General features: G+C 62.9%; 25 protein-coding genes. 11 read left to right on the top strand and 14 right to left on the bottom strand.

Annotation, left to right across the window (positions count from 1 at the left end):
• Window positions 1-2: 2 nt before the first annotated feature.
• Together G5134_RS18140 and G5134_RS18135 are read left to right on the top strand one after the other, a co-directional pair.
• Entirely contained in the window at window positions 3-1,010 is a 1,008-nt protein-coding gene (locus G5134_RS18140) for an ABC transporter ATP-binding protein (RefSeq protein WP_421232108.1), read from the top strand.
• A gap of 39 nt (window positions 1,011-1,049) precedes the next feature.
• On the top strand, window positions 1,050-1,709 hold the full coding sequence (locus tag G5134_RS18135; protein ID WP_206866006.1) for an HAD family hydrolase: 660 nt from the start codon (window positions 1,050-1,052) through the stop codon (window positions 1,707-1,709).
• 15 nt (window positions 1,710-1,724) lie between these two features.
• Here the strand turns inward: G5134_RS18135 and G5134_RS18130 are convergent, their stop codons facing one another.
• Window positions 1,725-3,335 (bottom strand): sensor domain-containing diguanylate cyclase, encoded by a 1,611-nt coding sequence (locus G5134_RS18130; RefSeq protein WP_206866007.1) that lies wholly within the window; start codon window positions 3,333-3,335, stop codon window positions 1,725-1,727.
• A 109-nt stretch (window positions 3,336-3,444) separates the two neighbouring features.
• Between G5134_RS18130 and G5134_RS18125 the strand changes: the two genes are divergently transcribed.
• A complete protein-coding gene (locus G5134_RS18125; protein ID WP_005306181.1) occupies window positions 3,445-3,885 on the top strand; it encodes a DUF2214 family protein in 441 nt (146 codons plus the stop codon).
• A gap of 148 nt (window positions 3,886-4,033) precedes the next feature.
• A complete protein-coding gene (locus G5134_RS18120) occupies window positions 4,034-4,933 on the top strand; it encodes a DMT family transporter (RefSeq protein WP_421232107.1) in 900 nt (299 codons plus the stop codon).
• Between the two features lie 71 nt (window positions 4,934-5,004).
• Here G5134_RS18120 and G5134_RS18115 read toward each other — a convergent pair whose 3' ends face one another.
• The 3 genes from G5134_RS18115 to G5134_RS18105 all read right to left on the bottom strand — a co-directional run bounded on the left by G5134_RS18115 (window position 5,005) and on the right by G5134_RS18105 (window position 7,117).
• The gene (locus G5134_RS18115) at window positions 5,005-5,862 is read right to left on the bottom strand and encodes an AraC family transcriptional regulator (protein WP_017782148.1); all 858 of its coding nucleotides are present in this window, start codon (window positions 5,860-5,862) and stop codon (window positions 5,005-5,007) included.
• On the bottom strand, window positions 5,859-6,344 hold the full coding sequence (locus G5134_RS18110; protein WP_005306188.1) for a GNAT family N-acetyltransferase: 486 nt from the start codon (window positions 6,342-6,344) through the stop codon (window positions 5,859-5,861). The genes G5134_RS18115 and G5134_RS18110 overlap by 4 nt, the downstream gene beginning before the upstream one ends.
• A gap of 446 nt (window positions 6,345-6,790) precedes the next feature.
• Window positions 6,791-7,117: a YnjH family protein gene (locus G5134_RS18105; protein WP_065017560.1), complete on the bottom strand. Its 327-nt coding sequence runs from the start codon at window positions 7,115-7,117 to the stop codon at window positions 6,791-6,793.
• A 214-nt stretch (window positions 7,118-7,331) separates the two neighbouring features.
• Between G5134_RS18105 and G5134_RS18100 the strand changes: the two genes are divergently transcribed.
• Both G5134_RS18100 and G5134_RS18095 read left to right on the top strand, forming a co-directional pair.
• Window positions 7,332-8,582 (top strand): hypothetical protein, encoded by a 1,251-nt coding sequence (locus tag G5134_RS18100; RefSeq protein ID WP_065017559.1) that lies wholly within the window; start codon window positions 7,332-7,334, stop codon window positions 8,580-8,582.
• Between the two features lie 145 nt (window positions 8,583-8,727).
• Complete coding sequence (locus G5134_RS18095) at window positions 8,728-9,501, top strand: substrate-binding periplasmic protein (RefSeq protein ID WP_017787909.1); 774 nt, start codon at window positions 8,728-8,730, stop codon at window positions 9,499-9,501.
• Between the two features lie 54 nt (window positions 9,502-9,555).
• On the opposite strand, the gene G5134_RS18090 is transcribed toward G5134_RS18095, so the two are convergent.
• Window positions 9,556-9,936 carry a hypothetical protein gene (locus G5134_RS18090; protein WP_005306207.1) on the bottom strand — a complete coding sequence of 127 codons (381 nt, stop codon included), beginning with the start codon at window positions 9,934-9,936 and terminating at the stop codon, window positions 9,556-9,558.
• 196 nt (window positions 9,937-10,132) lie between these two features.
• Between G5134_RS18090 and G5134_RS18085 the strand changes: the two genes are divergently transcribed.
• On the top strand, window positions 10,133-11,512 hold the full coding sequence (locus tag G5134_RS18085; RefSeq protein WP_065017558.1) for a phosphatase PAP2 family protein: 1,380 nt from the start codon (window positions 10,133-10,135) through the stop codon (window positions 11,510-11,512).
• The gene (ydiK, locus tag G5134_RS18080; RefSeq protein ID WP_065017557.1) at window positions 11,509-12,594 is read left to right on the top strand and encodes an AI-2E family transporter YdiK; all 1,086 of its coding nucleotides are present in this window, start codon (window positions 11,509-11,511) and stop codon (window positions 12,592-12,594) included. Before G5134_RS18085 ends, ydiK begins: the two co-directional genes overlap by 4 nt.
• Before the next feature lie 245 nt (window positions 12,595-12,839).
• Here the strand turns inward: ydiK and G5134_RS18075 are convergent, their stop codons facing one another.
• The 4 genes from G5134_RS18075 to G5134_RS18060 all read right to left on the bottom strand — a co-directional run bounded on the left by G5134_RS18075 (window position 12,840) and on the right by G5134_RS18060 (window position 15,622).
• On the bottom strand, window positions 12,840-13,136 hold the full coding sequence (locus G5134_RS18075; RefSeq protein ID WP_082970021.1) for a hypothetical protein: 297 nt from the start codon (window positions 13,134-13,136) through the stop codon (window positions 12,840-12,842).
• Window positions 13,108-13,509: a hypothetical protein gene (locus G5134_RS18070; protein ID WP_155292476.1), complete on the bottom strand. Its 402-nt coding sequence runs from the start codon at window positions 13,507-13,509 to the stop codon at window positions 13,108-13,110. The genes G5134_RS18075 and G5134_RS18070 overlap by 29 nt, the downstream gene beginning before the upstream one ends.
• On the bottom strand, window positions 13,509-14,177 hold the full coding sequence (locus G5134_RS18065; protein WP_080761028.1) for an HNH endonuclease signature motif containing protein: 669 nt from the start codon (window positions 14,175-14,177) through the stop codon (window positions 13,509-13,511). The genes G5134_RS18070 and G5134_RS18065 overlap by 1 nt, the downstream gene beginning before the upstream one ends.
• A gap of 311 nt (window positions 14,178-14,488) precedes the next feature.
• A complete protein-coding gene (locus tag G5134_RS18060; RefSeq protein WP_065017556.1) occupies window positions 14,489-15,622 on the bottom strand; it encodes an agmatine deiminase family protein in 1,134 nt (377 codons plus the stop codon).
• Between the two features lie 154 nt (window positions 15,623-15,776).
• Between G5134_RS18060 and G5134_RS18055 the strand changes: the two genes are divergently transcribed.
• A complete protein-coding gene (locus G5134_RS18055) occupies window positions 15,777-16,670 on the top strand; it encodes a LysR family transcriptional regulator (protein ID WP_065017555.1) in 894 nt (297 codons plus the stop codon).
• A 67-nt stretch (window positions 16,671-16,737) separates the two neighbouring features.
• Window positions 16,738-18,648: a dihydroxyacetone kinase operon transcriptional regulator DhaR gene (gene dhaR / locus G5134_RS18050; RefSeq protein ID WP_197495607.1), complete on the top strand. Its 1,911-nt coding sequence runs from the start codon at window positions 16,738-16,740 to the stop codon at window positions 18,646-18,648.
• Window positions 18,649-18,737: 89 nt separating this feature from the next.
• Here the strand turns inward: dhaR and G5134_RS18045 are convergent, their stop codons facing one another.
• From G5134_RS18045 to G5134_RS18025, 5 genes are all read right to left on the bottom strand, one after another.
• A complete protein-coding gene (locus tag G5134_RS18045; protein WP_065017554.1) occupies window positions 18,738-19,820 on the bottom strand; it encodes a glycerol dehydrogenase in 1,083 nt (360 codons plus the stop codon).
• 152 nt (window positions 19,821-19,972) lie between these two features.
• On the bottom strand, window positions 19,973-20,689 hold the full coding sequence (gene dhaM, locus G5134_RS18040) for a dihydroxyacetone kinase phosphoryl donor subunit DhaM (protein WP_065017553.1): 717 nt from the start codon (window positions 20,687-20,689) through the stop codon (window positions 19,973-19,975).
• Window positions 20,690-20,691: 2 nt separating this feature from the next.
• Entirely contained in the window at window positions 20,692-21,321 is a 630-nt protein-coding gene (dhaL, locus tag G5134_RS18035) for a dihydroxyacetone kinase subunit DhaL (protein ID WP_017765520.1), read from the bottom strand.
• Between the two features lie 9 nt (window positions 21,322-21,330).
• Window positions 21,331-22,401, bottom strand: a complete 1,071-nt coding sequence (gene dhaK / locus G5134_RS18030; protein WP_065017552.1) for a dihydroxyacetone kinase subunit DhaK — start codon at window positions 22,399-22,401, stop codon at window positions 21,331-21,333.
• Between the two features lie 239 nt (window positions 22,402-22,640).
• Window positions 22,641-23,999, bottom strand: a complete 1,359-nt coding sequence (locus tag G5134_RS18025; protein ID WP_065017551.1) for an NCS2 family permease — start codon at window positions 23,997-23,999, stop codon at window positions 22,641-22,643.
• A gap of 226 nt (window positions 24,000-24,225) precedes the next feature.
• Between G5134_RS18025 and G5134_RS18020 the strand changes: the two genes are divergently transcribed.
• A partial coding sequence (locus tag G5134_RS18020) for a cupin domain-containing protein (protein ID WP_336291972.1) occupies window positions 24,226-24,545 on the top strand: 320 nt, incomplete at its 3' end.

Raw genomic sequence — 24,545 nt, 5'->3', positions numbered from 1 at the left:
AGATGTTCCATCTAGAAGTGAATCAACTGCACAAATCCTACGGCGACACCAGTGTGTTCGAGGGGATCGAATTCGGCATCCGCAAGGGGGAGCTGGTGACCCTGCTCGGCCCCTCCGGCTGCGGCAAGTCCACCCTGCTGCGGGCGCTGGCCGGGCTCACCCCGGTGGATGGCGGCCAGGTGCGGGTGGCCGGTGAGGAGATCACCTGGCAGGAACCCCAGAAGCGGGGCATCGGCATGGTGTTCCAGAGCTATGCCCTGTTCCCCAACATGACGGTGCAGGACAACGTCGCCTTCGGCCTCAAGATGAAGCCCCAGCCGGGACGGGATCTGGCCGCCAGCGTGCAGGAGGCGCTGGCGCTGGTGGAGCTGACCGGCTTCGAGCGCCGCTATCCGGCCGAGCTTTCCGGTGGCCAGCGCCAGCGGGTGGCCCTGGCCCGCGCTCTGGTGGTGCAGCCGCGGATCCTGCTGCTGGACGAGCCGCTCTCGGCGCTGGATGCCCGCATCCGCCGCAGCCTGCGCCAGCAGATCCGCGAGATCCAGCAGCGCCTCGAGCTCACCACCATCTTCGTCACCCACGATCAGGAGGAGGCGCTCACCATGTCGGACCGGATCTTCCTGATGAACAAGGGATCCATCGTCCAGAGCGGCACGCCGGAGGAGATCTACACCCGCCCCGCCGATGCCTTCGTGGCGGGCTTTATCGGCAACTACAACCTGCTCGATGGCGAGCAGGCCAAGGCCCTGTTCGGCCAGCACTGCCGTGGCAAGCTGGCGCTGCGACCGGAGTCCCTCTCCCTGCTGCCGGCCGGCGTCCGCAGCGACGAGCCGCACCTGCCAGGGGTTATCAGCGGGCAGCAGCTGCTCGGCAACGTGATCCGCTATCAGGTGAGCTGCGCGGCGGGCCTGCTGACGGTGGACTGCCTCAACCGCTCGGCCCGGGATCTGCTGCCGGTGGGCAGCGCCGTGACCCTGGCGGTGGCCCGGGATCAACTCTGTGAGGTAGCATGACGCCCCATTACATTTCCATTTTCACTGCGAGGAGCGCCCATGGCACTGGCACTGTTTGATCTGGACGAGACCCTGATTGCGGGGGATTCCGCCAGCCTCTGGCTGGAGTACATGGTGACCGAGGAGCTGGCCCCGGCCGACATGATCGCCGAGGAGCAGGCCATGATGTCCCTCTACCATCAGGGCAAGATGGACATGCACCAGTACATGGCCTTCACCCTGCAGCCGCTGGCAGGCAAGTCGCGCCAATGGCTCGACCCGCTCTGTGCCCGCTTTGCCGAACAGGTGCTGCGCGAGCGCATCTACCCTGAGGGGGTGGAGCGCATCGAGTGGCACCGCAAGCGGGGCGACGAGCTGGTGCTCATCTCCGCCTCCGGTGAGCATCTGGTGGCCCCCATGGCGCAGATGCTGGGGATGGATCACTGCGTGGCCATCCTGCTGGATGAAGAGGCCGGCATGCTGACCGGCCAGACCCGCGGCACCCTCAGTTTTCGCGAGGGCAAGGTGGCCCGCATCAACCAGCTGTTTGCCGCAAGCGCCGACCCCTGGCGGGAGAGCCACGGCTACAGCGACTCCCACAACGACCTGCCGCTGCTGCAGGCGGTGACCCACCCCCATGCGGTCAATCCCGCCCCGAGGCTGCGCCAGATCGCCACCGAGCAGGCCTGGCCCACCCTCGAGTGGCAGTTGGCCTCCTGAATGAAGAAGAGGCCCTCAGGCCTCTTCGTTGCTCAGCAGTGCATCGTCGGCAGGGGGCGTCTCCTCCTGCCCCTTCGCCTCTGCTCGGCCCAGATGGATGCAGTTCTTGCCGTCGCGTTTGGCGCGATACACCTCGGCATCGACCGCCGCCAGCAGCGCCTTGCCATCCATCCCCGCCCGGCTGGCCACCAGCCCGCCGCTCAAGGTGATCCTGAGCCCCGGCTCGCGCCAGTCCAGTGACTCCACCCCCTTGCGGAACTGCTCCAGCAGCATCTGGCAGAAGTGGATGTCCGGGTTGACCAGCAACACCACCAGCTCTTCGCCACCGTAACGGCAGACCCAGCCGTGATCCCCCAGCAGGGCCCGGCCTAGCTGGCTCACCCGCTTGAGCACCACATCCCCGGTCTGATGACCGAAGGTGTCGTTGACCCGCTTGAAGTCGTCCAGATCCACCATGGCCAGGCAGAACGGCTGCTGATCCTGCAGCAGTCGGTTGAAACGTTCGTCGAAGAAGCGGCGATTGTAGAGGCCGGTCAGCTTGTCCAGGTTGGCCTGCTGGCGCGCCTCGTGATAATCCTTGCTCACCTCGGCCAGCTCGGCATAGACGTGCCTGAGCTCGCGCATGCCCCCCAGGGGTACCCCGTCAGGCTCCATCCGGCTGGCCCGGATCATGCTCGAGATCTCGTCGAGCATGCGGCGAAAATAGCGGGACCAGATCAGCGCCAGCATCAGGTAGAGCACACAGGCCAGTGCCACCATCAGCAGCACATTGAGGGAGACCCTGTCCACCACCGCCATCACGCTGGCCGCCGGCTGCACGCTGATCAGCACCCAGTTGCGCTCCTGCAGCCTGCTGTAGGCCACGAACTGGCGGGAGTCCTTGTCCAGAAAGATGCCGTCCTCCTGAGTGAAGCGAGCGAGCCATTCTGGGTGGGTCATGGGCTTGAGCAGCTGGGCCGCGTCAGGATGGGCCAGCACCTTGCCGGACTGGTTGACGATCATCTGGTAGCCCTCACCCAGCTGACGATTCAGCTGGGCGGAGAAGGGAGCCAGGATGGCATCGACCGCAAGGACCCCGCGCACCTTGCCCTCTCTGTCGGTCAGGGCCCGCGCCAGGGCGATCACCAGGTTGCCGTTGGTGTAGTCGTAATAGGGCTCGGTCCAGACCATCTTGCCCACGTGCTGGCTGGCCAGCTGATACCAGGGACGCACCCTGGGATCGAAGTTGGCATCCGCCTGCCAATCGGGGTAGATCAGCATCTGGCGCTCGGCGGTGCCGACATAGATGTAGACCAGATCGGCCATGATCCCCTTGTAGAGCTGCCACTCCTTCAGATAGGTCTCGGTGTTGAGCAGGCGGGGGCCGCTGATGTCCTCAACCTTGACCCTGTCGTAGATGAGGGTGAACTGGCGCTCCATCTCGTGCAGATAGGGCTCGATGAAGACGTGACGAAGCTGGTGGTTGGTGGCGAGCAGGCGTTGCTGCAGCTCGCTTTGCAGACTCCGCTCCATGTGCAGGTAGTAGATACCACCCAGCATCAACACCGGAATGAACAGCAAAAGCAGACCCATACGCATCCTTGTCACCAGGGACCAGGTTTTTTTGGCGACCGCTCGTTTAACCAATCCTGACTCCTGCTATTGCCAGACCACGCGTAGTGTCAGAATATCAGCAGCGCGAGATGGCGTCCAAAAGGAAGCTGTTTATCTGCTCAATTAGAGGTAATCGACACGGATGCTGAACCCGGACCTGTTGATGGCGCTGCACTACTGCGCCGTGATCACCCTGACCGGGGCGATCACCTCCGAATATTTCCTGTTCCGCCGCGGCATGTCCATCGAGCAGGTGCGCAAGCTGCTGCTGGCCGACGGCCTGGCGGCGCTGGCCCTGCTGCTCATCTTCATCACCGGGGTGCTGCAGGTGCTCGCTCACCCCGACGAACCGGCCGTGCTGCTTGCCAATCCGGGCTACCGCACCAAGCTGCTGCTGTTCTTCGTGATGGCCATCAGCTTTGGCTACCCCAGCCGCCTCTTCTATCGCTGGCGCCGCTCCCTGCGTCAGGGACGCGCCCCCATGGTCTCCATTCAACAGCAGTTCTGGGTGATCTGGATCCTGCGTGGCAACCTCTTGCTGCTCGCCCTCATTCCCCTGCTGGCCAGAATCGCCAACGGCTAACTCCCCCGGCCTGCGGCAGTGCAGCGGGATAACCGCTCACGCCGCCAACCTCACCGACAGCGCAAGACAAATCCCCCCGCTCACGGTTATCTTGGAGGCTGGCGCTTTGCGGCACGGCCCTGCCCGTCCGTCTTTCAGGGATGAATCTATGCGTTCGAACATGATGTTATTGATGGCCGCCGCCATCTGGGGGCTGGGCTTCGTCGCCCAGCGGCTCGGGATGGACCACATGGGGCCTTACACCTTCAACGGCCTGCGCTTTCTGCTGGGGGCCCTCTCCCTGCTGCCGCTCTTGTGGTGGCTCAAATCCCGCCAGCCGGGCGGGCAGGCCGGAGATCGCCGCCTGCTGCTGACCGGCGGCCTCATCGCAGGTACCGTGCTGTTCAGCGCCGCCTCGCTACAACAGGTGGGGCTGCTCTACACCACGGCCGCCAAAGCGGGCTTCATCACCGGCCTCTACATCATACTGGTGCCCGTCATCGGCCTGGCCCTGCGCCACAAGACGGGGGCCAACACCTGGGTCGGCGCCCTCATCGCCATGGCGGGACTCTACTACCTCAGCGTTACCGAGGACTTCACCATCGGCTACGGCGACCTGCTGCAGGTGGTGGGGGCCCTGTTCTGGGCGGTGCACCTGCTGGTACTGGATCACTACTCGAGCCGGGTCGCCCCCATTCGCCTCGCCGGGGTGCAGTTCGTGGTGTGCGGCCTGCTCAGCCTGGCCACCGCCTTCCTCATCGAGACCCCCTCGGTGGCCGGTGCCGTGGCCGGCTGGCAGGCGCTGCTCTATGCCGGCCTGGTGTCGGTGGGGGTGGGTTACACCTTGCAGGTGGTAGGCCAACGCGGCGCCCACCCGGCCCATGCCGCCATTATCCTCAGCCTGGAGACGGTGTTCGCCGCCATCGGCGGTGTCCTGCTGCTGGGGGAACACCTGGACGAGCGCGCCTTCGTCGGCTGCGCCCTGATGCTGGCGGGTATGCTGATCTCCCAGATCCGCCTGCGCTGGTGGTGGAAATCCCGGCGGGACAAGGTGCCCAGCCAGCCCTGATGAGGTAACGGTCAGCCTTCATCCCAAATAAAACGAGGCGCCCACAGGCGCCTCGTTTTATTGCCGCACGTCTAGCGCACGCTGGAGCAGAAGCTCACGTCATCGCGCAGGGGATCGTTGCTCACGCTGTGGTAGAGCTCGAAGCAGGGACCGCTGCCGAACTCCAGCCCGGCCGCCACTATGTCGCCCACATGCTCCTGCCAGCGCGGCCCGTACTGGCTGCGGTCGGTGATGAGGTAGCGGGACTGGGCATAGCGCCCAGCCGGAATAAGCTGGGTCTCCACCTCCCCCTCGCCCCGAGTCTGGGGCGGCACAGTGATGCCGATATCGGTGCGGCACTGGGCCGGCGGCGTCACCTCAGGGTTGTCGTGGTAGATGAAGATCCACTCCCCGCCCTCCAGCCCGCGGGCGGCGGCCCACTGGTGCAGGCGACCGCAGACGGCATCATAGCCTTCGCCATAGGGACCGGTGACCCGCACATAGGCCAGGGTACGGGCATCCATCTCGACGGTTTTCATGGTGTTGCTCCTTGCTGATGAGTGGCCTTCAGCATAAGGGGACAGAGCATCCCATGCGTGTCCATCCTTGCTCTCCAGGTGTCCGTTCTTGCCCTTGTCGCGGCGAAACTCCCCCGGGGTACAGCCATAGTAGCGACGAAACGCCTTGGCGAACGCCTGGGAGCTGCCGAGCCCCGCCCCCAGCGCGATGGCGGTGACGCTGGCATCTGTGTAGCAGAGCTGCCAGGCGGCACGCTGCATGCGCAGGCGCCGGCACATCTCGCCCGGGGCTTCCCCCGCCACGGCGGTGAACACCCGGTGAAAATGGTAGAGGGAGAGACAGGCCCGCTCCGCCAGCGCCTCGATGGAGAGATCCGGATCCTGCTCCAGCGCCCGCAGCACCGGGATGAGCCGGCGGCGGTAGTCGATCATGGCCGGATCCTCGCCATATAGAGGGCGTCCACATACTCACCCTGGCGAAAGGCGAAACCACGGGCCAGCCCCTCCTCGATGAAGCCGAACTTGCGATAGAGCGCCAGCGCCGCTGCATTGTCGGCATAGACGGTCAGCTCGATGCGGCGCAGGTTGAGCCAGTTGTCGGCCATCTCCAGCGCGGCCCCCAACAGGGCAGAGCCCACTCCCTTGCCCGCCCAGTCATCCCGCACCCCCATGCCGATACAGGCCACGTGTTTGCGCCTCGGGTTGGGCTCGATATGGAGTGAAATATTCCCCACCAGCAGACCGTCAACCTCAGCCACCAGCGCCACCACGCTGCCGCTCTCCAGTCGCTTCTGCCAGACCCCCAGGGTCGGATAGGGCAGTTGCAGGGTGCCCGCCTGGGCATTGGGCATGGCATAGAGATCCCGCAAGGCGGGGGCATCGGCCGGTTCGGCGTGACGAATGGTGATCTGCATCTGAGGCTCCTTCTCGAAAACTTCATCATGCAGTATCAGAAGGGTCCGGTCATCCCCCTGCCACGGTTATTTGCGCGGACGATCCGGCAACTATCGTCATGGGTCAGCGCCGCGAGCCGAAACAGGTGAACGGCCCCGTCCGCTGGCTGCACCGGGCGGCGGACAAACAAAACGGGGGCCCAAGGGCCCCCGCATCATCACGGCGCATGATGAATAAAAAACGGAGCCAGAGGCTCCGTGTTTCACTGCAGTATCAATCTCGAACGGAACGCGCTTCGCGCTCTGCACGTTCCCGTACCAACAGGCGTTTGTACCACCAGCTGTTGCGACGACGTTGAGTGTTGGAAGAGCGACGAGCCATTTCTGAAGTCCCAGTCAAGAGAGGAAAAGAGCCGCATTATGCGATAGAGGTCACGTCCATGTCTTTAGCTGGATCAAGAAAAGCCTCACTGGCCCACGGTGATGGTGCCGCTCTGCGTCGCCTTGCCAGCCACATCCGACGCCCTTTGTGGCTCGCGCCAGACCAGAGGCCCGTTGCTCTCCTGTTCGTTTTGCGCAGCGCACTCCAGCCAGTCATCACCCTGCCGGATCCGGGCCCCTGCCGAATACTTCTGATCCTGATACCAGCAGACCCGCTCCGGCAGCGATCCCAGCGGCAACACCAGCTCGCTGCCCACTTCCGTCCGCTTCGGTTCTGCCGCCACGCCGATACCGGTCGCACCGCCCAGCAGCGCCAGCAGCAGCCAGCTGCCTGCCCTCTTGCCTGAATTCATGATGTCACTCCTCGCTTGATGAAGAATGGAAGCGACCGGCAGCCGCACAAACTTGATTAATAAGCGATGCCCTCTCTGGCATTCCCAAGCCAATATGGTAGCCTGCCAGCGCCTGCCCGCCCGTCTCAGAACCGGGCCAGGAAAACCCGTTGAATTTGTCGGCCCCAGACAAATATAACCTTATTAATCAAATCGTTATTTGGATATTATCCCAATGCGTATCATGCCGTTGCTCCAGGCGGCCTGCCTGAGCCTGATGTTGTCCGCCTGCGTTGCCCCCCTGCTGATGATGAGCCCCACCAGCCAGCTGATGTGGGCCCTGCTCAAACCCCTGGTCGGCTTCGATCCCAACCAGGCCAACCTGTTTGAACAGCCCCTGATCAAGGACCGGATGACCGCCATCCTCGGCCCCAACTACGACAGCACCATGCAGCTGCTCAAGACCGCCAACGAGCTGCAGCAGGAGGGGCCGCTGTTCTACGTGGTCTCCCGCTATGCCCCCATGCCCGAGGTGGCCAAGCAGGCAGGCATGGTCTGGAACTCGCAGACCAACCAGATGTCCGTGATGCTGCTCAAGGGAGACGGCACGCCCCAGGTCTTTGGCGAGAACCTGGCGGCCAGCGCTCCGAGCTGGCCCAGCGAGATGCAGAACTGGCAGGCGCAGGGCAATCCGGCAGCCAGTGCGCTCTCCGGTGCCACCAACAGCCTGAGCGGCGCGGCCACCGGCAGCTCGCTCTTCGGCAGCGTGCTGGGTTCCCTGCAGCAGGGCGCCAGCAAGACCATGGCTGACACCACCCAGCAGGTCGTGAACGGCGCCGCTACCTCGGCCCAGCAACAAGCCGGCAAGGCAGCCAGCAGTGCCACTGCTACCGTACAACAGCAGGCCACCAAGGCCGTAACCGAGCCTGCCAAGCAGGCGGTCAGCAACGCCACGACCACCGTCCAGCAACAGGCTGCCAAGACGGTGGCAGAGCCCGCCAAGCAGGCAGTCAGCAGCGCCGCTGCCACCGTGCAGCAACAGGCCGCCAAGACAGTGACCGAGCCCGCCAAGCAGGCGGTCAGCAGCGCGGATGCCACCGTACAGCAGCAGGCCGCCAAGACGGTGACCGAACCCGCCAAGCAGGCGGTCAGCAGCGCCGCTGCCACCGTGCAGCCGCAGGCCGCCAAGACAGTGGCAGAGCCTGCCAAGACAGTGACCGAGCCGGCCAAACAGGCGGTCAGCAACGCCACTGCCACCGCGCAGCAGCAGGCCGCCAAGACGGTGGCAGAGCCTGCCAAGCAGGCAGTCAGCAGTGCCGCTTCCACCGTGCAGCAGCAGGCCACCAAGGCCGTGACCGAACCGGCCAAGCAGGCGGTCAGCAGCGCGGATGCCACCACCGCCGGCAAGGCGGTCGCCGATGCGGCTGCCAAGGCCGAAGCCGCGCGCGCCGCCGCCGAAGCCGAGATGGAAGCTCTGCTCAAGTAACCCCTTCCCAGGCCATCGCAAGATGGCCTGGCTGTTTTCCCCTCCCGCACTCCCCTCCCACCCGCTCCCTGGCAGCGGAAATCATGAACTTCTCGGCATAACTCCCTAAACTGGATGAAGACGACTTTTCGCAAGGAGTGCTGCCATGTCGCGTCTGCTCGGTCTGTTTGTCTGCTGCTGTCTGGGGGCCGCCCTGCCCGCCTCGGCGTTCACCTATTACTCCGAGCAGAACATGCCGTTCAACGGCCAGGATGAGAAGGGCAACAGCACCGGCCTGGCGGTAGAGCTGTTGAGACTGATGTGGCAGGAGATGGGGGAGCCGGAGCAGCCCATCCACTTCATGCCCTGGGCCAAGGCCTGGTACCTGCTGACCCAGCAGCCGGATGCCGTGCTGTTCACCACGGCCCACACCCGGGCGCGGGATCCCCACTTCCTCTGGGTCTGCCCCATCAGCCACTCGCGGGTGTCGCTGGTGGGCCGCAAGCGGGATGCCCCCAAGGTGACCGGCAAGGCCGATCTGACCAGGCTGCAGATCGGGGTGATGCAGGCGGACGTGGGGGAGCAGCTGCTGCTCAACCGGGGCATCAGCCCCGCCAACCTGATGTCGGTGGAGCGCATGGATCAGGTGGTGCGCCAGCTCATCATGGCCCGCACCGATCTGGTGGCCGGCAACGAGGTGATGCTGTTTCATCAGGCCAGGCAGCTCGGTTTTTCGTCCGATACCTTCGTCACCGTCGCCACCCTGGCGGATCAGGACAACTGCTTCGCCTTCAACCCGGCGGCGGACAAACAGCAGGTCGCCCGTCTGCAGCAGGCGCTCGACAAGGTCAGACAGGGGGAGGCCTTCAAGCAGCTCATCGCCCGCTACCAGGATGTGGTGCAGCCACCGCCGGCCGATCACCTGCCACGAATAGAGTAAGTACCAGATGCAAACAGGCCACCCTAAGGTGGCCTGTTTCATGGTGCGAGCCGTTCACTGGAAGTGATGGTCGTGCTCGGACTTCTTGTTCTGGGCGCCCTCGCTGTGCTCGATGGCGGTGCGGATGAGGTCGACCCCGGCCCGGATGATCAGGACCCCCATGTTGACCAGCTTGACGCAGACCCACATGAAGGTGATGAGCAGGATCAGCTTGAGCACGGTCTGGAACGCCTCCAGGAAGTTCTGCTCCAGCTGGCCGGTCAGGCCGCTGGCACTGGTCATCAGCCAGGTGTACACCTCGCGCACGAAGGGGATGCGGCTCGGCATCTCCAGCACGTCCAGCGCGGCAGGCAGGGCCTGGAAGATGACGATGCTGCCGAACAGGATCAGGATGACACCGATGGCGATGCCCAGAAAAAAACCAAACTGTTTCATGGAAGGTCCCAAGGTTTGCTGCATGGAAATAACATAGCTGCCAATACTAGGGACTGCCTTACCCCACGGCAATCCTTGCGCGCCGGGTCGCCCGCTTGCCACGCCGGCCCGGCCCCGGCGCCCGGCCACAAACCATTGCCCAACTATCTGATTTCTGTGACGCTTGTGTCCATCACCCCCTATCGGTCAGGCCTTCATGTTGCGCCACTGTTTTTTGCTGCTCTGCCTCCTGCTGTCGTCACCGCCCCTCCTTGCCGCCCCGACGGCGGCCGTCTGCGTGGTCAAGCACCAGCAGCAGTTGTTGCTGGTGCAGGACAGGGTCTCCTCCCGCTACAGCCTGACCGGTGGCTACATAGATGCAGGGGAGACGCCGCAACAGGCGGCACTGCGGGAGTTGTATGAAGAGACCGGTCTGCGAGGCCGGGTCGTCGCCGAGCTGGGGCCATGGCAGCGCGCCCTGTTGTTTGCCTGTGAGACTCTGGAGCCCATCCGCGCACAGACCGGCTCTGGCTTTGTCTCCCTGCTGCAGGCCCCCAATCTGGGCGGCGAGATCCTCAACGCCAGGCTGATCGCGCCGGCCCGGTTGCCGGAGGATCAGCGCCGTTTCCCGGCCCAGCTCGACTGGCTAGCCCCCCAACTGGCCGCCATGCCCGACAGCCCCGTGCTCTGGCTGCCCGATTTTCGTGGCGAGGGCAATGCACTGCACCGCATGGAAGTCCCGCTGATCCACCAGCTGCAGACCTGGCTCGGTGCCCAGGTGCGCTGGCTCGAGGTCAGCAACCTGTTCGGTTCAGCCGCCTTTCAGCTTGCCCTGCTACCCTTGCTGCTGCCCTGGCTGGGCTGGCCCCGGGTGCGCCAGCTGCTGCTGGCCATGCTGACCCTCACCCTGCTGGTGCAGCTGGCCAAGGAGGGGATTGGCTGGCCCAGACCCTTCCACCTCGACCCCGCCCTGGCACAGGGCAGCGCCCAGGGCTTCGGCATGCCGAGCGGCCACGCCGCCTCTGCGTTGCTGTTCTGGGGCGTGTTGCTCAGAGGGTGCTGGCCCGCCAGCCCCTGGCGCAGTGCCACCCTGGCCCTGCTGCTGGCCGCCCTGACCGGACTGGCCCGGGTCTGGCTCGGGGTGCACTTCCTGTCGGATGTGGCGGCCGGTTTGCTACTTGGCGCCTTGCTGCTGGCCCTGCATCCTCGCCTCGCCGGCCTGGCAGCCAGTCGCCGGGGCTGGGCCGGGCTCACCCTCGCCTGCGCGCTGGCCGCCGGGTGGAGCCAATCTTCGGCGCTGGCGGGCCTGGCCACCTTCAGCCTGGGGCTGACCCTCGGCATGATGTTGCCGCTGCCGCGCACGGCGCAGGCCGGCTGGCGCCTCCCCTTGCTGGCCCTGCTCGGTGGCCTGCCGCTGGGGGCATTGTGGTGGGCGCTGCCGCTCTGGCTGACCAGCTCCTGGCTCATTCTGCTCGGCCAGTGGCTGCTTTATTGTTGCCTGGGGCTCTGGTTGAGCGCCGGTCTCTGGTGGATACTCTCTCTCGTGAATAATGACCCGCTACCCAAGGGCCCAGGCCCTGACAAGGGATTGCTATGAATATGAAAAAAGTGGATTTAGCCAAGATAACCCTGGGAGTGCTGTTTATCAGCCTCCTCATCGTCTCCTGCTTCATGGTGCTGCGCCCCTTCCTGCCCGCGCTGGTGTGGGCCACCATGATCACCATCGCCACCTGGCCGCTGATGTTGATGGTGCAGCGCCTGCTGTGGGGCAAGCGCGCCCTGGCGGCCCTCTTCATGACCCTGGTGCTGCTGTTGATGTTCGTCATCCCGCTCTTCATGGCGCTGGCCAACGTGGCGGAGAAGGCGCCCATGCTGATCGAGCTGGGCACCACCATCAGCCACTCCCCGCCCCCCGAGCTGCTCTGGCTGCAGCAGGTGCCACTGGTGGGCGGCAAGCTTTACGACTTCTGGCAGCAGATCCTGGCGAGCGGTGGTCAGGTGCTGTTCGCCAAGCTTGCCCCCTACTTCGGCCAGACTGCCCGCTGGCTCGCCTCCCAGGCGGGCAATTTGGGGCTGCTGTTCGTCCACTTCCTGCTGACCGTCGGCATCTGCGGCCTGCTCTACCACTCGGGTGAAGTGGTGGCGACCGGCATTCGCCGCTTCGCCCACCGGCTGGCCGGCGAGCGCGGCGACAACGCCACAGTGCTCGCTTCACAGGCGATCCGCGCCGTGGCCATGGGGGTCGTGGTGACCGCGCTGGTGCAATCCTCGGTGGCCGGTATCGGTCTGCTGATTGCCGGCATTCCCTACACCATGATCCTGGTGGTGGTGATGTTCCTGCTGATCGTCGCCCAGATTGGCCCCTTCCCGGTGCTGCTGGCCTGCGTCGGCTACCTCTACTGGAGCGGCGACACCACCTGGGGCACCTTCCTGCTGGTCTGGTCGCTGCTGGCGGGCACCATGGACAACTTCCTGCGCCCCTTCCTGATCAAGCGCGGCGCCGACCTGCCGCTGATCCTCATTCTGGTGGGGGTTATCGGCGGCTTGCTGGCGATGGGGATCATCGGCCTCTTTATCGGCCCGGTGGTGCTGGCAGTGGGCTACACCCTGCTGGATGCCTGGATCAAGGAAGGCGACCAACCGGCGGCCGTTGCGGTTGAACCGCCCAAGGCCCAATAACGATTCAGTAAAAAGACGATTCAGCCATCCATCGCTGATACAAAGAGCCGCCCATCGGGCGGCTCTTTTGTTTATTACCGCCCCATGTAGGTTCGATTAGCGAAGCGTAATCGGACGATCGAGATGCCGTTGTTACGGTATTTCCGTGAATCAGCGGCATCTGGCAGAGGGGAAATATGGATGGCTGTTATCGCGGGGGAATGGATTGACGCGAACGTCCGATTACGCCTGACGGCTAATCGAACCTACGGATTTTTTTTCTGTACAGTTAAAAGCTCAACTAATTGGTCATGCTCTCGAAGTGGACGCCGTTTATGTTCTCGCTCAGTTAAAATAGTTAGATCAAATTTAATTTTTAGCTTTGCACCCAGTTCTTCAAAGGCTTGGCATAAAACTGCGTGAAGTTGCCCTAAGCCAAAACTAGTATCCTTAACTACTAATAATAAGTCACAATCATTAGGAGTGTCGCTTCGGAAAAAAGAACCGAATCCATAAACACTCAGTAAATTACTATTATTTATACTGATGGATTGGATTCCCATCTTTATCTTGCTTATGGTATTTCCAGAATTCATTTTTCCACAAAGCTCCTGTTAACTCACTGGAATTGAAAAGACCAATTTTTTTAGATAAACAAAGCTTCTTGGCTTCTACTGTATATCCGTTCCAGTTACCACCTACTGAAATATAGTTAACCGTAGGGAATTCTTGCAATACTCTATGGACCATCGCTTCGCCTAGTGTGTATTCATCTAAACATATAAGTGTTATTGATGGTCCATCTATCCTCTCGATCTCCATTATTATGTCATCATGTCTAGAATAACCTCTTACGTTTTCGTGAGATTGAATAGCTGATTCTAGCCATGCAATACGACTGTACGATACCCCCCAAGAATTAGTTCCGTTTGACATTATGAAAATACCTCTGCAAATTCACTTGGAAAGAGTTGGTAAGAATCTAGTTTGTAATATACGTGTTTCTCATATGATTCTACATGAGCACGAAACTTTTCAATGACTTTAATAACTGAAATATCTTCAATAAGCTCTTCATTAGCATCAAGAAGATGTAGTATTCTTCTATTGTTAGGCAAAATTTTATCTATTCTACGTAACTCCCAAACGATAAATGCATTAGAGCTTGGATCCTCGTTCGCAGCTTCACTTTTTGGGCCAAAAGCATCAAAGATTGCCTTGTTGGCAATTAATAATCTGGCTATAGCAGTATGTAATTTTTGGAAATCTTCAAACTTTACTGCTTTTCCCGCATAGCGAATTTTTTCTTCATGATTTCTTTTCCATTCATGCAGCATCTCTACGGGATAAGTACCCTCGGGAGCTTTATCAATGTGAGTATGATGGGTTGGACAAAGCAGAATAAGGTTATCATAGGTATCAGCACCACCCTCGGGTGTTCCTCGTGCAGCTGTTGGCTTATTTCCTATTACATGCGCCATTTCCCCTATAACATAATTCCCATTTTCAACTAACGAAGTAAGATCTTCTTCGCAATCTGGATGAGAACACCTACCACCTGCTCTACCCCAAAGGATTTTTATATCAACAGAGCCAATCGCCATTTTTGCTGCCTCGATTAGTATAAAAGCCTAACAACGATTAGCTGAAAGGCTGTATAAGTTTGTTAATAAACTTATACATTGAAAACTTTCTCTTTGACCTATTTTCCCATGGGGCAAAAATACACCTCTAGAGTGGCAATGGAAAGCGTTACCAAGATTTAGCATCTTGAACAACTCAGGAGTGTGATCGAGGTGACAGATAATATGGCATATCTGGCCAAGATTTATGGCTATGGGTCTGAGGGCGTATTGGCATGGCGATATAACCGGGGGCATGGCAACGCCCCGGGTTATCAGTGGGTAGATGAGGGTCAGGCCGGCTGGTGCAGGGTGATGCAGTGAATGCCACCACCACCGGCGGCCACCGGATCGATATTGATCTGCACGATGTCGCGGCCGGGGTAGAGGCGGGCCAACAACTCGTGGCAGTAGCGGTCGGCCGCCTTGTCGCCAAACTCGGGGGCGATCACCGCACCATTGATCGACAGATAGTTGATATAACCGGCGGCGAAGTCGCGGCTGCGGCTGAAGCGGTTGTCCCGCCCGTCCAGCGGGGGCGGCAGCACATGCAGCTCCAACTTGTTGCCGTCCGCATCGGTGGCCTGTTTGAGGATGGCCAGATGCCGGCGGGTCACCTCGTAGTCGTGGGACTGCGGGTCGTTGTCCAGATTGACCACCACCACCCCGGGGCGCACGAAGCGGGCGTAGAAATCGACGTGGGCATCTGTGATGTCACGGCCCTTGATGCCCGGCAGCCAGATGATTTTGCGCAGCCCCAGATTGGCTTTCAGCTCCGCCTCCAGTTGCGCCTTGCTCACCCCCGGATTGCGGTTGTTGTTGAGCCAGCAGCTCTCGGTCAGGATGGCGGTCCCCTTGCCATCCACCTCGATGCCGCCCCCCTCGCCGGTCAGCTTGCTCTGCAGATAACGGACCTTGGCCTGCTGGCTGACCAGCTCGGCGACGCCTGCATCCTGTTCGTGCTCCTGCTTGTCACCCCAGCCGTTGAAGTTGAAATCCACCAGCCCCAGCTCCCCCTCCTCGTTCTGGACGAAGACGCCGCCGGTATCCCGCAGCCAGATGTCGTCCAGCTCGGCGACGACAAAGCGGGTGTTCTGCTCGCCGCAGAGCTGGCGGGCCAGCGCCTGTTCGGCTGCGCGGCAGAGCACGTTCACCTGGGTATAGGGCACCATGGCCTGCACCAGCCGGCCTATGGTGGCCTGCACCTCTTGGTAATCGCGGCCCCAGATATCCGCGCTGGCGACAAAGGCGACCCAGACCCGGGTCTGAGAGGCGGCCTCATCGGGCATATGGAACGGCTCGCCGCTGGTGGCGGTATCTTCACTTGCGTTGTTGCTGGCTGCACTGACCTTGCCCGGCAGGTTGCCGAGCCCGGCCAGCGCGCCAATGGCGGCCAGCTGTTTCAAGACGTTGCGTCGGGATGACATGAAAAACTCCTTGGGTGATCGCGCTCTTGACCGTCGATGAGTGGCCAAAATGACAAGCACTGTTAATCAAATTGCGTTGAGTAATAGACTATCTGCCGCATAGATGGCGAACAAACGATCGATTTTCCGTAAAAGTGATAAGTGGAGCTAATCAATGGTGTTCAAACAGTGGCCCCCGCTCAACGTGCTGCGGGGTTTTGAGGCGGCGGCCAGACTCGGCAGCTTTCATCAGGCAGCGCAGGAGCTGCACCTGACCCAGTCCGCCATCAGCCAGCAGATCCGCTCGCTGGAAGAGCTGCTGGGCCAGCCGCTGTTTCACCGGCAGGGGCGCTCGGTCGCGCTGACCGATGCGGGGCAGGATCTGCTGGAGACCACCCAGAGCGTGCTGCTGCAGCTGGCGATGGGGATCCAGCGGCTGGAGCAGTACCGCAAACCGAACCAGCTGGTGCTCAACACCAGCACAGCCATCGCTCGCCACTGGCTGCTACCGCGGCTGGGGGCCTTTCATCGCGCCCATCCCGAGGTCGATCTCTGGCTGTTCACCAGCGACGAAGAGCCCGACATGGCCGAGCAGACCATCGATCTCGCCCTGCGCTGGGAGCTGGCCCCCCAGGCCGAGTGTCGTCACCAGTTGCTGCTGACAGATCGCCTGCTGCCGGTGGCCGCCCCCGCCGTGCTGGCGTTGCCGGCGGCAGAGCGCACCACATTGCACGGGGAGCGGGAGCTGGACTGGCACCACTGGACCCTCAAGGGTGGAGAGGATCTGCAACTGCAGACCCGGGGGCTCAACTTCTCCGATCCCGGCCTCTTGCTGGACGCCGCCTGCCAGGGGCTCGGCATCGCCCTGGTAAGCGAGCGGCTCTCCCGTCCCGCCCGTCAGCAGGGGCAGCTGTTGCCGCTCTCCACCCACAGGGTCAAGGGGCCGCAGTGGCATCTGCTGGTGCATCAGGAGAGCGAGGCCATGCCGGAGTGCCGCGCCTTCTGTCGCTGGCTTGCGTTGCAGTTTGCCGACCCCGCTCCCGCCGAGGATAGTTTGCCATCCCTCTGAGGCAAGTCACTGAATCGGGCCCGCAAGGGTGGTTAAATGGGCGTTCATCTCTTTGCCGGATCTTGTCGTGACCATCCTGTCCGCCTCCATGCCGCCAGCCCGGGACTGGCCTGACTATCTGCAGGCCTCTTGGCTGCGCTGCGCCCACCAGACCAGCGCCACCCTCTGGCATCCGCCCCACAGCGCCAAGGGGCAGACCTTGCAGAGCCTGCGCCAGCGCAAGCGCGACCTGCTCACCACCGGCGAAATGGCGCTCGAGGATCTCTACGAATTCATGGAGGGGCGCCCCTGCGCCCTGCAGCTCACCGACGAGAGTGGCTGCCTGCTGGCCCAGACCGGTCACCCCGACACCCTGCGCGAGCTGGCGACGCTGGGGTTTGGCCCCGGAGCCTTCTTCAGCGAGGGGCGCATCGGCACCAATGCCATCAACCTGGCGGCGCTGGAGGGGATGCCGCTCTGCGTCAGCGGCCCCCAACACTTCAACCAGACCCTGCACCCCTGGCACTGCTGCGCCAGCCCGGTCTACAACAGCAACGGCCGTCAGGTCGCCATCATGGCGCTGACCTGCAAGGTGGAGGAGGCGAGCGCCGGCGATCTGGCGCTCACCGTCAGCGCGGGACGCGAGCTGGCCCACCTGCTGCAGATGGAGACCCTGATGCAGGAGTCCCAGCACCACCTGAGCGAGCTCTACGCCCTGCTGGACGGCATGGATGACGGCGTACTGGCCTGGGATCCGCAGGGCCGGCTGCGCTACCTCAACGCGCTGGCGGCCAATCGGCTGCGGCTCGATCCGGCGCTCTGCCTCGGCCAGCCGCTGGAGCAGCACCTGCTGTTGCCCCAGCGGTTACAGCTCGCCATCAAGGGGCAGACTCCACTCAGCCATGTGGAGGTGACGCTGGAAAAGCTCGGCGCTCAGGAGGGGGAGTTCATCAATGCGCTGGTGAGCCTCAAGCCGCTACCCGGGCCGGACGGGGTCAGTTTTATCGCCCTGCTGCACCCGGTCGATCGGCTGCGGGCCATCAGTCAGCTGCGCCAGACGGTACCCGAGCTGTCGGCGCTGGTGGGGGAGTCGAGCGCCATGCGCAAGCTGCTGCGTTACGCCCGGCAGGCAGCCCAAAGCCAGGGCCCCATCCTGCTGCGCGGCGAGGAGGAGGTGGGCAAGGCCCAACTGGCGGAGGCGATCCACTTCGGCAGCGAACGGGCCGCCGGGCCGCTCATCACCCTCAACTGTCAGGCGCTGCCGAGCGAGCGAATGGCGCTGGAGCTGATGGGCTCCGATGAGGCCGGACAGGAGCGGGCCGGCAAGTTCGAACTGGCCCACGGCGGCACCCTGGTGCTGGAGCAGGTGGAGTGCCTCTCTGCCCCCATGCAGGCGGCGCTGCTGCAACTGCTCAAGACCGGTCGCCTCCAGCGCTTCGACTCGGCCCGTATCCTGCCGCTCAAGGTGCGGATCATCGCCACCAGCAGCGCCGCGCTGGAGCAGAAGGTGCAGGAGGGGCACTTCGGCCGCCAGCTGCTCTATGCCCTGCAGGCGTGCGAGCTGTGGCTACCGAGCCTGCGCGAGCGCAGCGCCGATCTGCCCGGCCTCATCAGCCAGCAGCTGGCTGCGCAGGGGCGCGAGCTGGGGCGCCAGTTCAGCCCGGCAGCTCTCGACTGCCTGCTCGCCTACCCCTGGCCCGGCAATCTGGGGGAGCTGCGCAGCGCCATCGAGCATGCCCTGCTTCACGCCGGTCAGGGGCCAATCCCGCCGGAGGCGCTGCCAGCCGCCATTCGGCACGGCTATCAGCAGGTGGCGGACGAGGTGGTGGGGCAGCCGCTGCTCACCCTGGCCGAGCTGGAACGCCAGGCCATTTTGCGCTGCGCCCACGCCTGCAAGGGGCAGGTGAGCCAGATGGCCCTGCATCTTGGCATCAGCCGCACCACCCTCTGGCGGCGGCTCAAACTGCTCGAGATCGATCCCGCCGACTACCACGGCTGACGCCGGCCTGAACCATTGCATACCGGTTCGCAGAAAATGAAAAAGGCCCCGCAGATGCGGGGCCTTTTCTATGGCAAGCTGGCTGGTCGTTACAGCCCCAGCTGGTGAGCGGTGACGATGGCCGCCAGCACATCCTCGGCGGTGACCTTGAACGGCATGTTGTGGATGGTCTCCCCTTCCGCGGTAGAGGCCTTGGCCACCTCCATCAGGCGCGCCATGTCCAGCTCCTTGACCCCCATCATATGCAGGTTGGTCGGCAGGCCGATAGAGCGGCAGAAACCCAGCACTGTCTCAATCTCCGCCATCGGCGCGTTCTCCAGCACCAGCTGCACCAGAGTACCGAACGCCACTTTCTCACCGTGATAGAGGTGATGACACTCGGCCAGCTGGGTCAGGCCGTTGTGAACCGCGTGGGCGGCGGCCAGACCGCTGCTCTCGAAGCCGATACCACTCAGATAGGTGTTGGCCTCGATGATGTTCTCCACCGCCTTGGTGCAGAGCCCCTGCTCCACCGCCAGCTTGGCCTTGTAGCCATCGGCCAGCAGGGTCTGGTAGCAGAGCTCGGCGATGGCCTGCGCCGCCAGGGTGGAGGCACCACCGGCCATGGTCTGGCAACCGGACACCTTGTTGGCACGCGCCTCGAAGTAGGTGGAGAGCGCATCCCCCATGCCGGAGACCAAGAGCCGCACCGGGGCGCGGGCGACCACGCCGGTATCCATGATGACCATGTTGGGGTTGGTCGGGATCATCAGGTATTCGCTGAACTGCCCCTGTGGGGTGTAGATGACCGCCAGCGCGCTGGTGGGGGCATCGGTGGAGGCGATGGTCGGCACTATGACCACCGGCACCTGCTGGTAGAAGGCGACCGACTTGGCGGTATCCAGCGTCTTGCCGCCACCGATGCCGATGATGACATCAAACGGCGTCTGCTTGCAGCGGGCCAGCAGGCGGTCGATCTCGGGGCGGGAGCACTCGCCGTTGAAGCAGTCGAACTCGGGCTTGATACCGGCGCCGTGGAAGCTGGTGGCCACGGCATCGCCTACCAGTTTGGTGACGAAGGCGTCGGCTAGGATCAGCGGCTTGGCGCCGAGTGCCTTGACGTAGTTGCCTATGTTGGCGAGGGCCCCGTTGCCTTGCACGTATTTGCTGGGGCTGATGATGATGCGGTCCATATTTTATCCCTCTCTCTTTATTTCGTAAGACTTCTTTTGAAACTAAAGGAGGCGAAGGGGCGGCAGTGCCGGGGACTCCTTCGTCTTTTACTTGCATGACAGTGGCGCTGTGCAGGCTCGGCGAGCGAGCACAGCGCCTTGAAGCAGGCAGGTCAGTCGCCGAAGCGCTCCGCTGCCAGTTGCTGGAAGCAGGCCAAGGCGGCCTCACCATCCTCCCCGCGGGCCAGCAGGGTGAGCCGGTCCCCCTGGCGCACGTCGAGCATGGTGAGCCGGGTCAGACTGCGGGGGTTGGCCTCTTTCTCCCCCTTCTGCAGCTTGAGTTCGGCGGCAAAGGGCTTGAGGGCGGCCACCAGGCGGGCGGCGGGGCGCACGTGCAGGCCGTGGGCATTGTCTACCACCACCTCGCAGCGCAGCCAGTCGCCGTCGGGCGCAGGAGCGGCTTCAACGGCCTGCGGCTCCGCCTTGCCCCGCAGCATCGCCTGTTTCGGGCCCAGCGCGCCGAGCGCCTCGGCGGCGACCTCATCCAGCGTCAGGCCAGAACCGGCCGCCACCACGGCAGCCAGAGTGCCCTCGACCAGCGGGGCCGGGCAGAGCCGCACCCGGGCACTCAACTCAGGGGGCAGCAACTCGAGGGCGGTCTCGGCGCTGAGCAAGGCGCTGCCAAGATCCATCAGCACCAGCACGCCGCTGCCGTCATCCGCTTCTTCAATCGCACTCATCACGGCGATGGCGTCGGTGCCGATGGGGTGATCGGGGTCATCGACCCCGGCCGCCAGCAACAGTTTCGCCGGGCTGCCCAGCTGATCGGCCAGCGCTTTCAAGCCGGCTGCCAGCATGGCGCTGTGAGAGACCACTACGATTCCGATCATGTCTACAACCTCGCTCTGTCACGCAGGGCGGTCAGCAGCAGCAGGGTCGAAGTGGCCCCGGCATCCTGATGGCCGATACTGCGCTCGCCAAGATAGCTGGCGCGCCCCTTGCGAGCCTGCATCTGGATGGTGGCCTCGGTGCCGGCGGCAGCGGCCGCCACCGCCCTGTCCAGCGCCTCGGGCAGCGGCAAGCCTTGTTGCTCCGCCTGCTGCAGGGCGGCCAGGGCCGGCCACCAGGCGTCGCACATGGTCTTGTCACCCGGCTCGGCGCGACCGCGCGAGACGATCCCCTCCACCCCGTCGCTCAGCATCTTGCCTAGCTGGCCAAGGGTCAGGCTCTGGCAGGCATCGCTGCTGGCCGCGGCCCGGATGAAGAAGGTGCCGTAGAGTGGGCCGCTGGCGCCGCCGACCGAGGAGAGCAGCGTCATGCCGGTGGTTTTCAGCACCTGCCCGATGTCTTTGTCCGCCACCGCCGGCAGCTTCTCGGCCACCTTGGCGAAACCGCGTTGCATGTTGAGGCCGTGGTCGCCGTCGCCGATGTCGGTATCCAGCGCCGTGAGGTAGTCACGCTGCTCGGTGAAGATGTGCTCGCAGTCGAGCAGCCAGTTGACGATTTGATGCTTGCTTAACATGAATATTCCTCAGCAGCCGCGGCGCAGGGCGGGGGTGTGAACGGGGGCATCCCACAGGGTCATCAGCTCGTCATCCACCTTGAGCAAGGTGATGGAGATGCCGGTCATGTCGAGGGAGGTGCAGTAGGGGCCGATCAGGTTGCGCACCAGATGGATGCCCGCCTCTTCGCACAGGGTAGCGAGGCGGCCATAGACGCCGTAGAGCTCGGAGATGGGGGTGCCGCCCAGACTGTTGACCAGCGCAATGACCCGGTCGCCCTTGTTGAACGGCTCGATGAAGGTGTGCTCCTCCTGCCAGCTGCCGGAGGCTCTGTCCCAGTGACGCAGGGTGCGGCCGTAGGGGCGGTTGTCGACCAGCTCCTTGAACATGTCGTCCACCAGGGTGTTAAGGTCGGTGAAGGGGCGGCGCTCGATACCGGGCTCGCCGTGGATGCCGACGCCGAACTCCACCTCGTTGTCCGCCAGGGTGAAGGAGGGCTTGCCAGCAGCAGGAACTGTGCAGGCATGCATGGCTACCCCTATGGTGCGGCTCTGGTTGTTGATGCGGCGGGCCAGTGCCTCGCAGCGCGCCAGATCATAGCCCGCCTCGGCAGCGGCACCGACCAGCTTCTCGCACAGCACGGTCGTGGCAACGCCACGGCGACCGGCGGTATAGAGGCTGTCCTTCACCGCCACGTCGTCATCGATGAGGGCGAAGCCCACCTTGGCCCCGTCACCGTGCAGCAGCTCGACCGCAGTCTCGAAATTGAGCACGTCGCCGGTGTAGTTCTTCACCAGAAACAGTACGCCAGCGCCGCCATCGACCGCCTGGCCGCACTCGTACATCTGATCCGGCGTAGGCGAGGTGAAGATCTCGCCGGGGCAGGCACCATCCAGCATCCCCTTGCCCACCAGGCCACCGTGCATCGGCTCGTGGCCGCTGCCACCGCCGGAGACCAGCGCCACCTTGCCCATCACGGGAGCATCGGCACGGGTGATGAAATGGGGCTCGATACGCACCTTGAGCTCGGGGTGGGCGGCGGCCATCCCCATCAGCTGTTCACGGACCACGGCATCGACGGCATTGATCAGTTTCTTCATGGCTCACTCCTTGGCTTGCCACCGCTCGGGTGGGCAAATGGTTGATGGAGCCAGTCTAACGGCAGAAAAGAGGATAAAAATGACGGGCTGTTTGGTTCGGATTTGAAACAGCAGAAGAGGGGTTGGCGTTTCAATCTGAAACAGTGCAGAGCAAATAAGAGGAAAACTGTTAGCCGCCTCACAGCCAACAAAAAGGGCCCCGCGGGGGCCCTTCGCTACAACCGCAATAAGCTGACGGGTTAGATGGCCCAGCCACCGGCATAGAAAACAACCAGCGCCACGGCGATGATGACGGTACCGATGTTGAGCTTCTTCCACTCGGCGGCAAACAGGCGACCGATCACCAGGGCCACGAAGCCCAGCATGATGCCGGTGACTATGTTGCAAGTGAGCACGATAAAGACGGCGCACAGCATGCCGGAGAGCGCATCGACCGAGTCGTTGAAGTCTAGCTTGGTGACATTGCCCAACATCAGCAGGCCGACGTACATCAGCGCCGGTGCGGTGGCGTAAGCCGGTACCAGATAGCTCAGCGGCGAGAGGAAGATCATCAGCAGGAACAGCACTCCGACCAGGGTGGCGGTCAGACCGGTCTTGCCACCGGCGGCAGTGCCTGCAGCGGACTCGATGTAGACGGCAGCCGGTGCACCACCGACGGCGCCTGCCACCATGCTGCTGACAGAGTCGGCAGTCAATGCCTTGCCGCCACTGATGATGTGGCCACGCTCGTTGATGAGGCCCGCCTGACCGGCCACGGCACGGATGGTGCCGGTGGCGTCAAACACAGCAGTCATTACCAGCGCCAGTACGGTCGGAATGACCACCGGATTGAGGGCACCCAGCAGATCCATGCTGCCAACCAGAGAGCCCTTCTCGCCAGTCAGGCTCGGCATGGCGAAGAAGCCCTGCCAGGTCACTTTCGGGTCGAAGATGAGGCCGAGGATGGAGATGGCGATGATCACCATCAGGATGCCGCCCGGCACCTTGCGACGCTCCAGACCAAAGATGGCGGCCAGACCCAGCACCGTCATGATGACCGGGAAGGCGGTGACTTCACCCAGTTGTACCGGCAGACCGGCTCCTTCGTTTTTGATCACCATGCCGACGCCGTTGGTGGCGATCAGCAGCAGGAACAGGCCGATACCGATGCCGGTGCCGTGGGCGATGCCGGAGGGGAGGTTGTCCAGGATCCACTGGCGCACGCCAGTGACGCTGATCAGGGTGAACAGCACCCCCATCAGGAAGATGGCGCCCAGCGCCACCGGGATACTCAGCCCCTGCCCCAGCACCAGGCTGAAGGCGGTAAAGGCGGTGAGAGAGATGGCACAACCGATGGCCATCGGCAGCTTGGCCCACAGACCCATCAGCAGAGAGCCGAAGGCGGCGATCAAACAGGTCGCCACAAACACCGGCCCCTGCTCAAAGCCGGCAGCACCCAACATGTTCGGCACCACTATGATGCTGTAGACCATAGCCAGGAAGGTGGTCAGCCCTGCGACCAGCTCCTGACGCACGCTGCTGCCGCGCGCAGAAATGGAAAAATAAGAGTCCAGAAAGCCGCCATTCCCTGATTGGGCGGCCATATCTTGCTTTACCATAACTAATCCTGAAAGTGTGAAGGAAATCGTTTGCGTTAATGGCGCGCAAAATAGCAAGAATTTATCCGGATTGCAGCGATTTCCCTGATTTTTTCATCAAAATCACAGGGAACGTTCTCGTTCGGGCACAGATATGACGGGTTCAGGCTGCCCCTCTTCCCCTGCGAGCGTAAACGACCCACCTATACTGCAGGTAACCATTCACGCCGCCAGACGGGAGATACCCATGCACACCCGCAATCTGCTGAACGATATCCCCTCGCCACTCCCCACCGAACTCTTTCAGGATCTGGTCAGTACCAATCACCTGAGGATCGAGCGCATTCTCTCCCATGGCCATCAGACGGCCCCCGGCGAATGGTACGATCAGGACGAACATGAGTGGATCCTGGTGGTGCAGGGTGAAGCTAGCCTGCTGTTCATCGATCCGCAAACCCAACAACAGCAGCTGGTCCAGCTGGGGCCGGGCGATCACATCAATATCCCTGCCCGCCAGAAGCACAGGGTCGAGTGGACCCATCCCGACATGACCACTGTCTGGCTCTG

The sequence above is a fragment of the Aeromonas sp. 600276 genome (assembly GCF_049175815.1).
GTDB lineage: Bacteria > Pseudomonadota > Gammaproteobacteria > Enterobacterales > Aeromonadaceae > Aeromonas > Aeromonas dhakensis.
The sequence above is the reverse complement of the archived record's forward strand: the minus strand, read 5'-3'. Positions and strand labels throughout refer to the sequence as shown.

Excerpts from the sequence above, each read along its gene's own strand:
- G5134_RS18140 (WP_421232108.1), top strand. The coding sequence starts at position 3 with ATGTTCCATCTAGAAGTGAATCAACTGCACAAATCCTACGGCGACACC.
- G5134_RS18135 (WP_206866006.1), top strand. The coding sequence starts at position 1,050 with ATGGCACTGGCACTGTTTGATCTGGACGAGACCCTGATTGCGGGGGAT.
- G5134_RS18125 (WP_005306181.1), top strand. The coding sequence starts at position 3,445 with ATGCTGAACCCGGACCTGTTGATGGCGCTGCACTACTGCGCCGTGATC.
- G5134_RS18120 (WP_421232107.1), top strand. The coding sequence starts at position 4,034 with ATGCGTTCGAACATGATGTTATTGATGGCCGCCGCCATCTGGGGGCTG.
- G5134_RS18115 (WP_017782148.1), bottom strand. The coding sequence starts at position 5,862 with ATGATCGACTACCGCCGCCGGCTCATCCCGGTGCTGCGGGCGCTGGAG.
- G5134_RS18110 (WP_005306188.1), bottom strand. The coding sequence starts at position 6,344 with ATGCAGATCACCATTCGTCACGCCGAACCGGCCGATGCCCCCGCCTTG.
- G5134_RS18105 (WP_065017560.1), bottom strand. The coding sequence starts at position 7,117 with ATGAATTCAGGCAAGAGGGCAGGCAGCTGGCTGCTGCTGGCGCTGCTG.
- G5134_RS18100 (WP_065017559.1), top strand. The coding sequence starts at position 7,332 with ATGCGTATCATGCCGTTGCTCCAGGCGGCCTGCCTGAGCCTGATGTTG.
- G5134_RS18095 (WP_017787909.1), top strand. The coding sequence starts at position 8,728 with ATGTCGCGTCTGCTCGGTCTGTTTGTCTGCTGCTGTCTGGGGGCCGCC.
- G5134_RS18090 (WP_005306207.1), bottom strand. The coding sequence starts at position 9,936 with ATGAAACAGTTTGGTTTTTTTCTGGGCATCGCCATCGGTGTCATCCTG.
- G5134_RS18085 (WP_065017558.1), top strand. The coding sequence starts at position 10,133 with ATGTTGCGCCACTGTTTTTTGCTGCTCTGCCTCCTGCTGTCGTCACCG.
- ydiK (WP_065017557.1), top strand. The coding sequence starts at position 11,509 with ATGAATATGAAAAAAGTGGATTTAGCCAAGATAACCCTGGGAGTGCTG.
- G5134_RS18075 (WP_082970021.1), bottom strand. The coding sequence starts at position 13,136 with ATGGGAATCCAATCCATCAGTATAAATAATAGTAATTTACTGAGTGTT.
- G5134_RS18070 (WP_155292476.1), bottom strand. The coding sequence starts at position 13,509 with ATGTCAAACGGAACTAATTCTTGGGGGGTATCGTACAGTCGTATTGCA.
- G5134_RS18065 (WP_080761028.1), bottom strand. The coding sequence starts at position 14,177 with ATGGCGATTGGCTCTGTTGATATAAAAATCCTTTGGGGTAGAGCAGGT.
- G5134_RS18060 (WP_065017556.1), bottom strand. The coding sequence starts at position 15,622 with ATGTCATCCCGACGCAACGTCTTGAAACAGCTGGCCGCCATTGGCGCG.
- G5134_RS18055 (WP_065017555.1), top strand. The coding sequence starts at position 15,777 with ATGGTGTTCAAACAGTGGCCCCCGCTCAACGTGCTGCGGGGTTTTGAG.
- G5134_RS18045 (WP_065017554.1), bottom strand. The coding sequence starts at position 19,820 with ATGGACCGCATCATCATCAGCCCCAGCAAATACGTGCAAGGCAACGGG.
- dhaM (WP_065017553.1), bottom strand. The coding sequence starts at position 20,689 with ATGATCGGAATCGTAGTGGTCTCTCACAGCGCCATGCTGGCAGCCGGC.
- dhaL (WP_017765520.1), bottom strand. The coding sequence starts at position 21,321 with ATGTTAAGCAAGCATCAAATCGTCAACTGGCTGCTCGACTGCGAGCAC.
- dhaK (WP_065017552.1), bottom strand. The coding sequence starts at position 22,401 with ATGAAGAAACTGATCAATGCCGTCGATGCCGTGGTCCGTGAACAGCTG.
- G5134_RS18025 (WP_065017551.1), bottom strand. The coding sequence starts at position 23,999 with ATGGTAAAGCAAGATATGGCCGCCCAATCAGGGAATGGCGGCTTTCTG.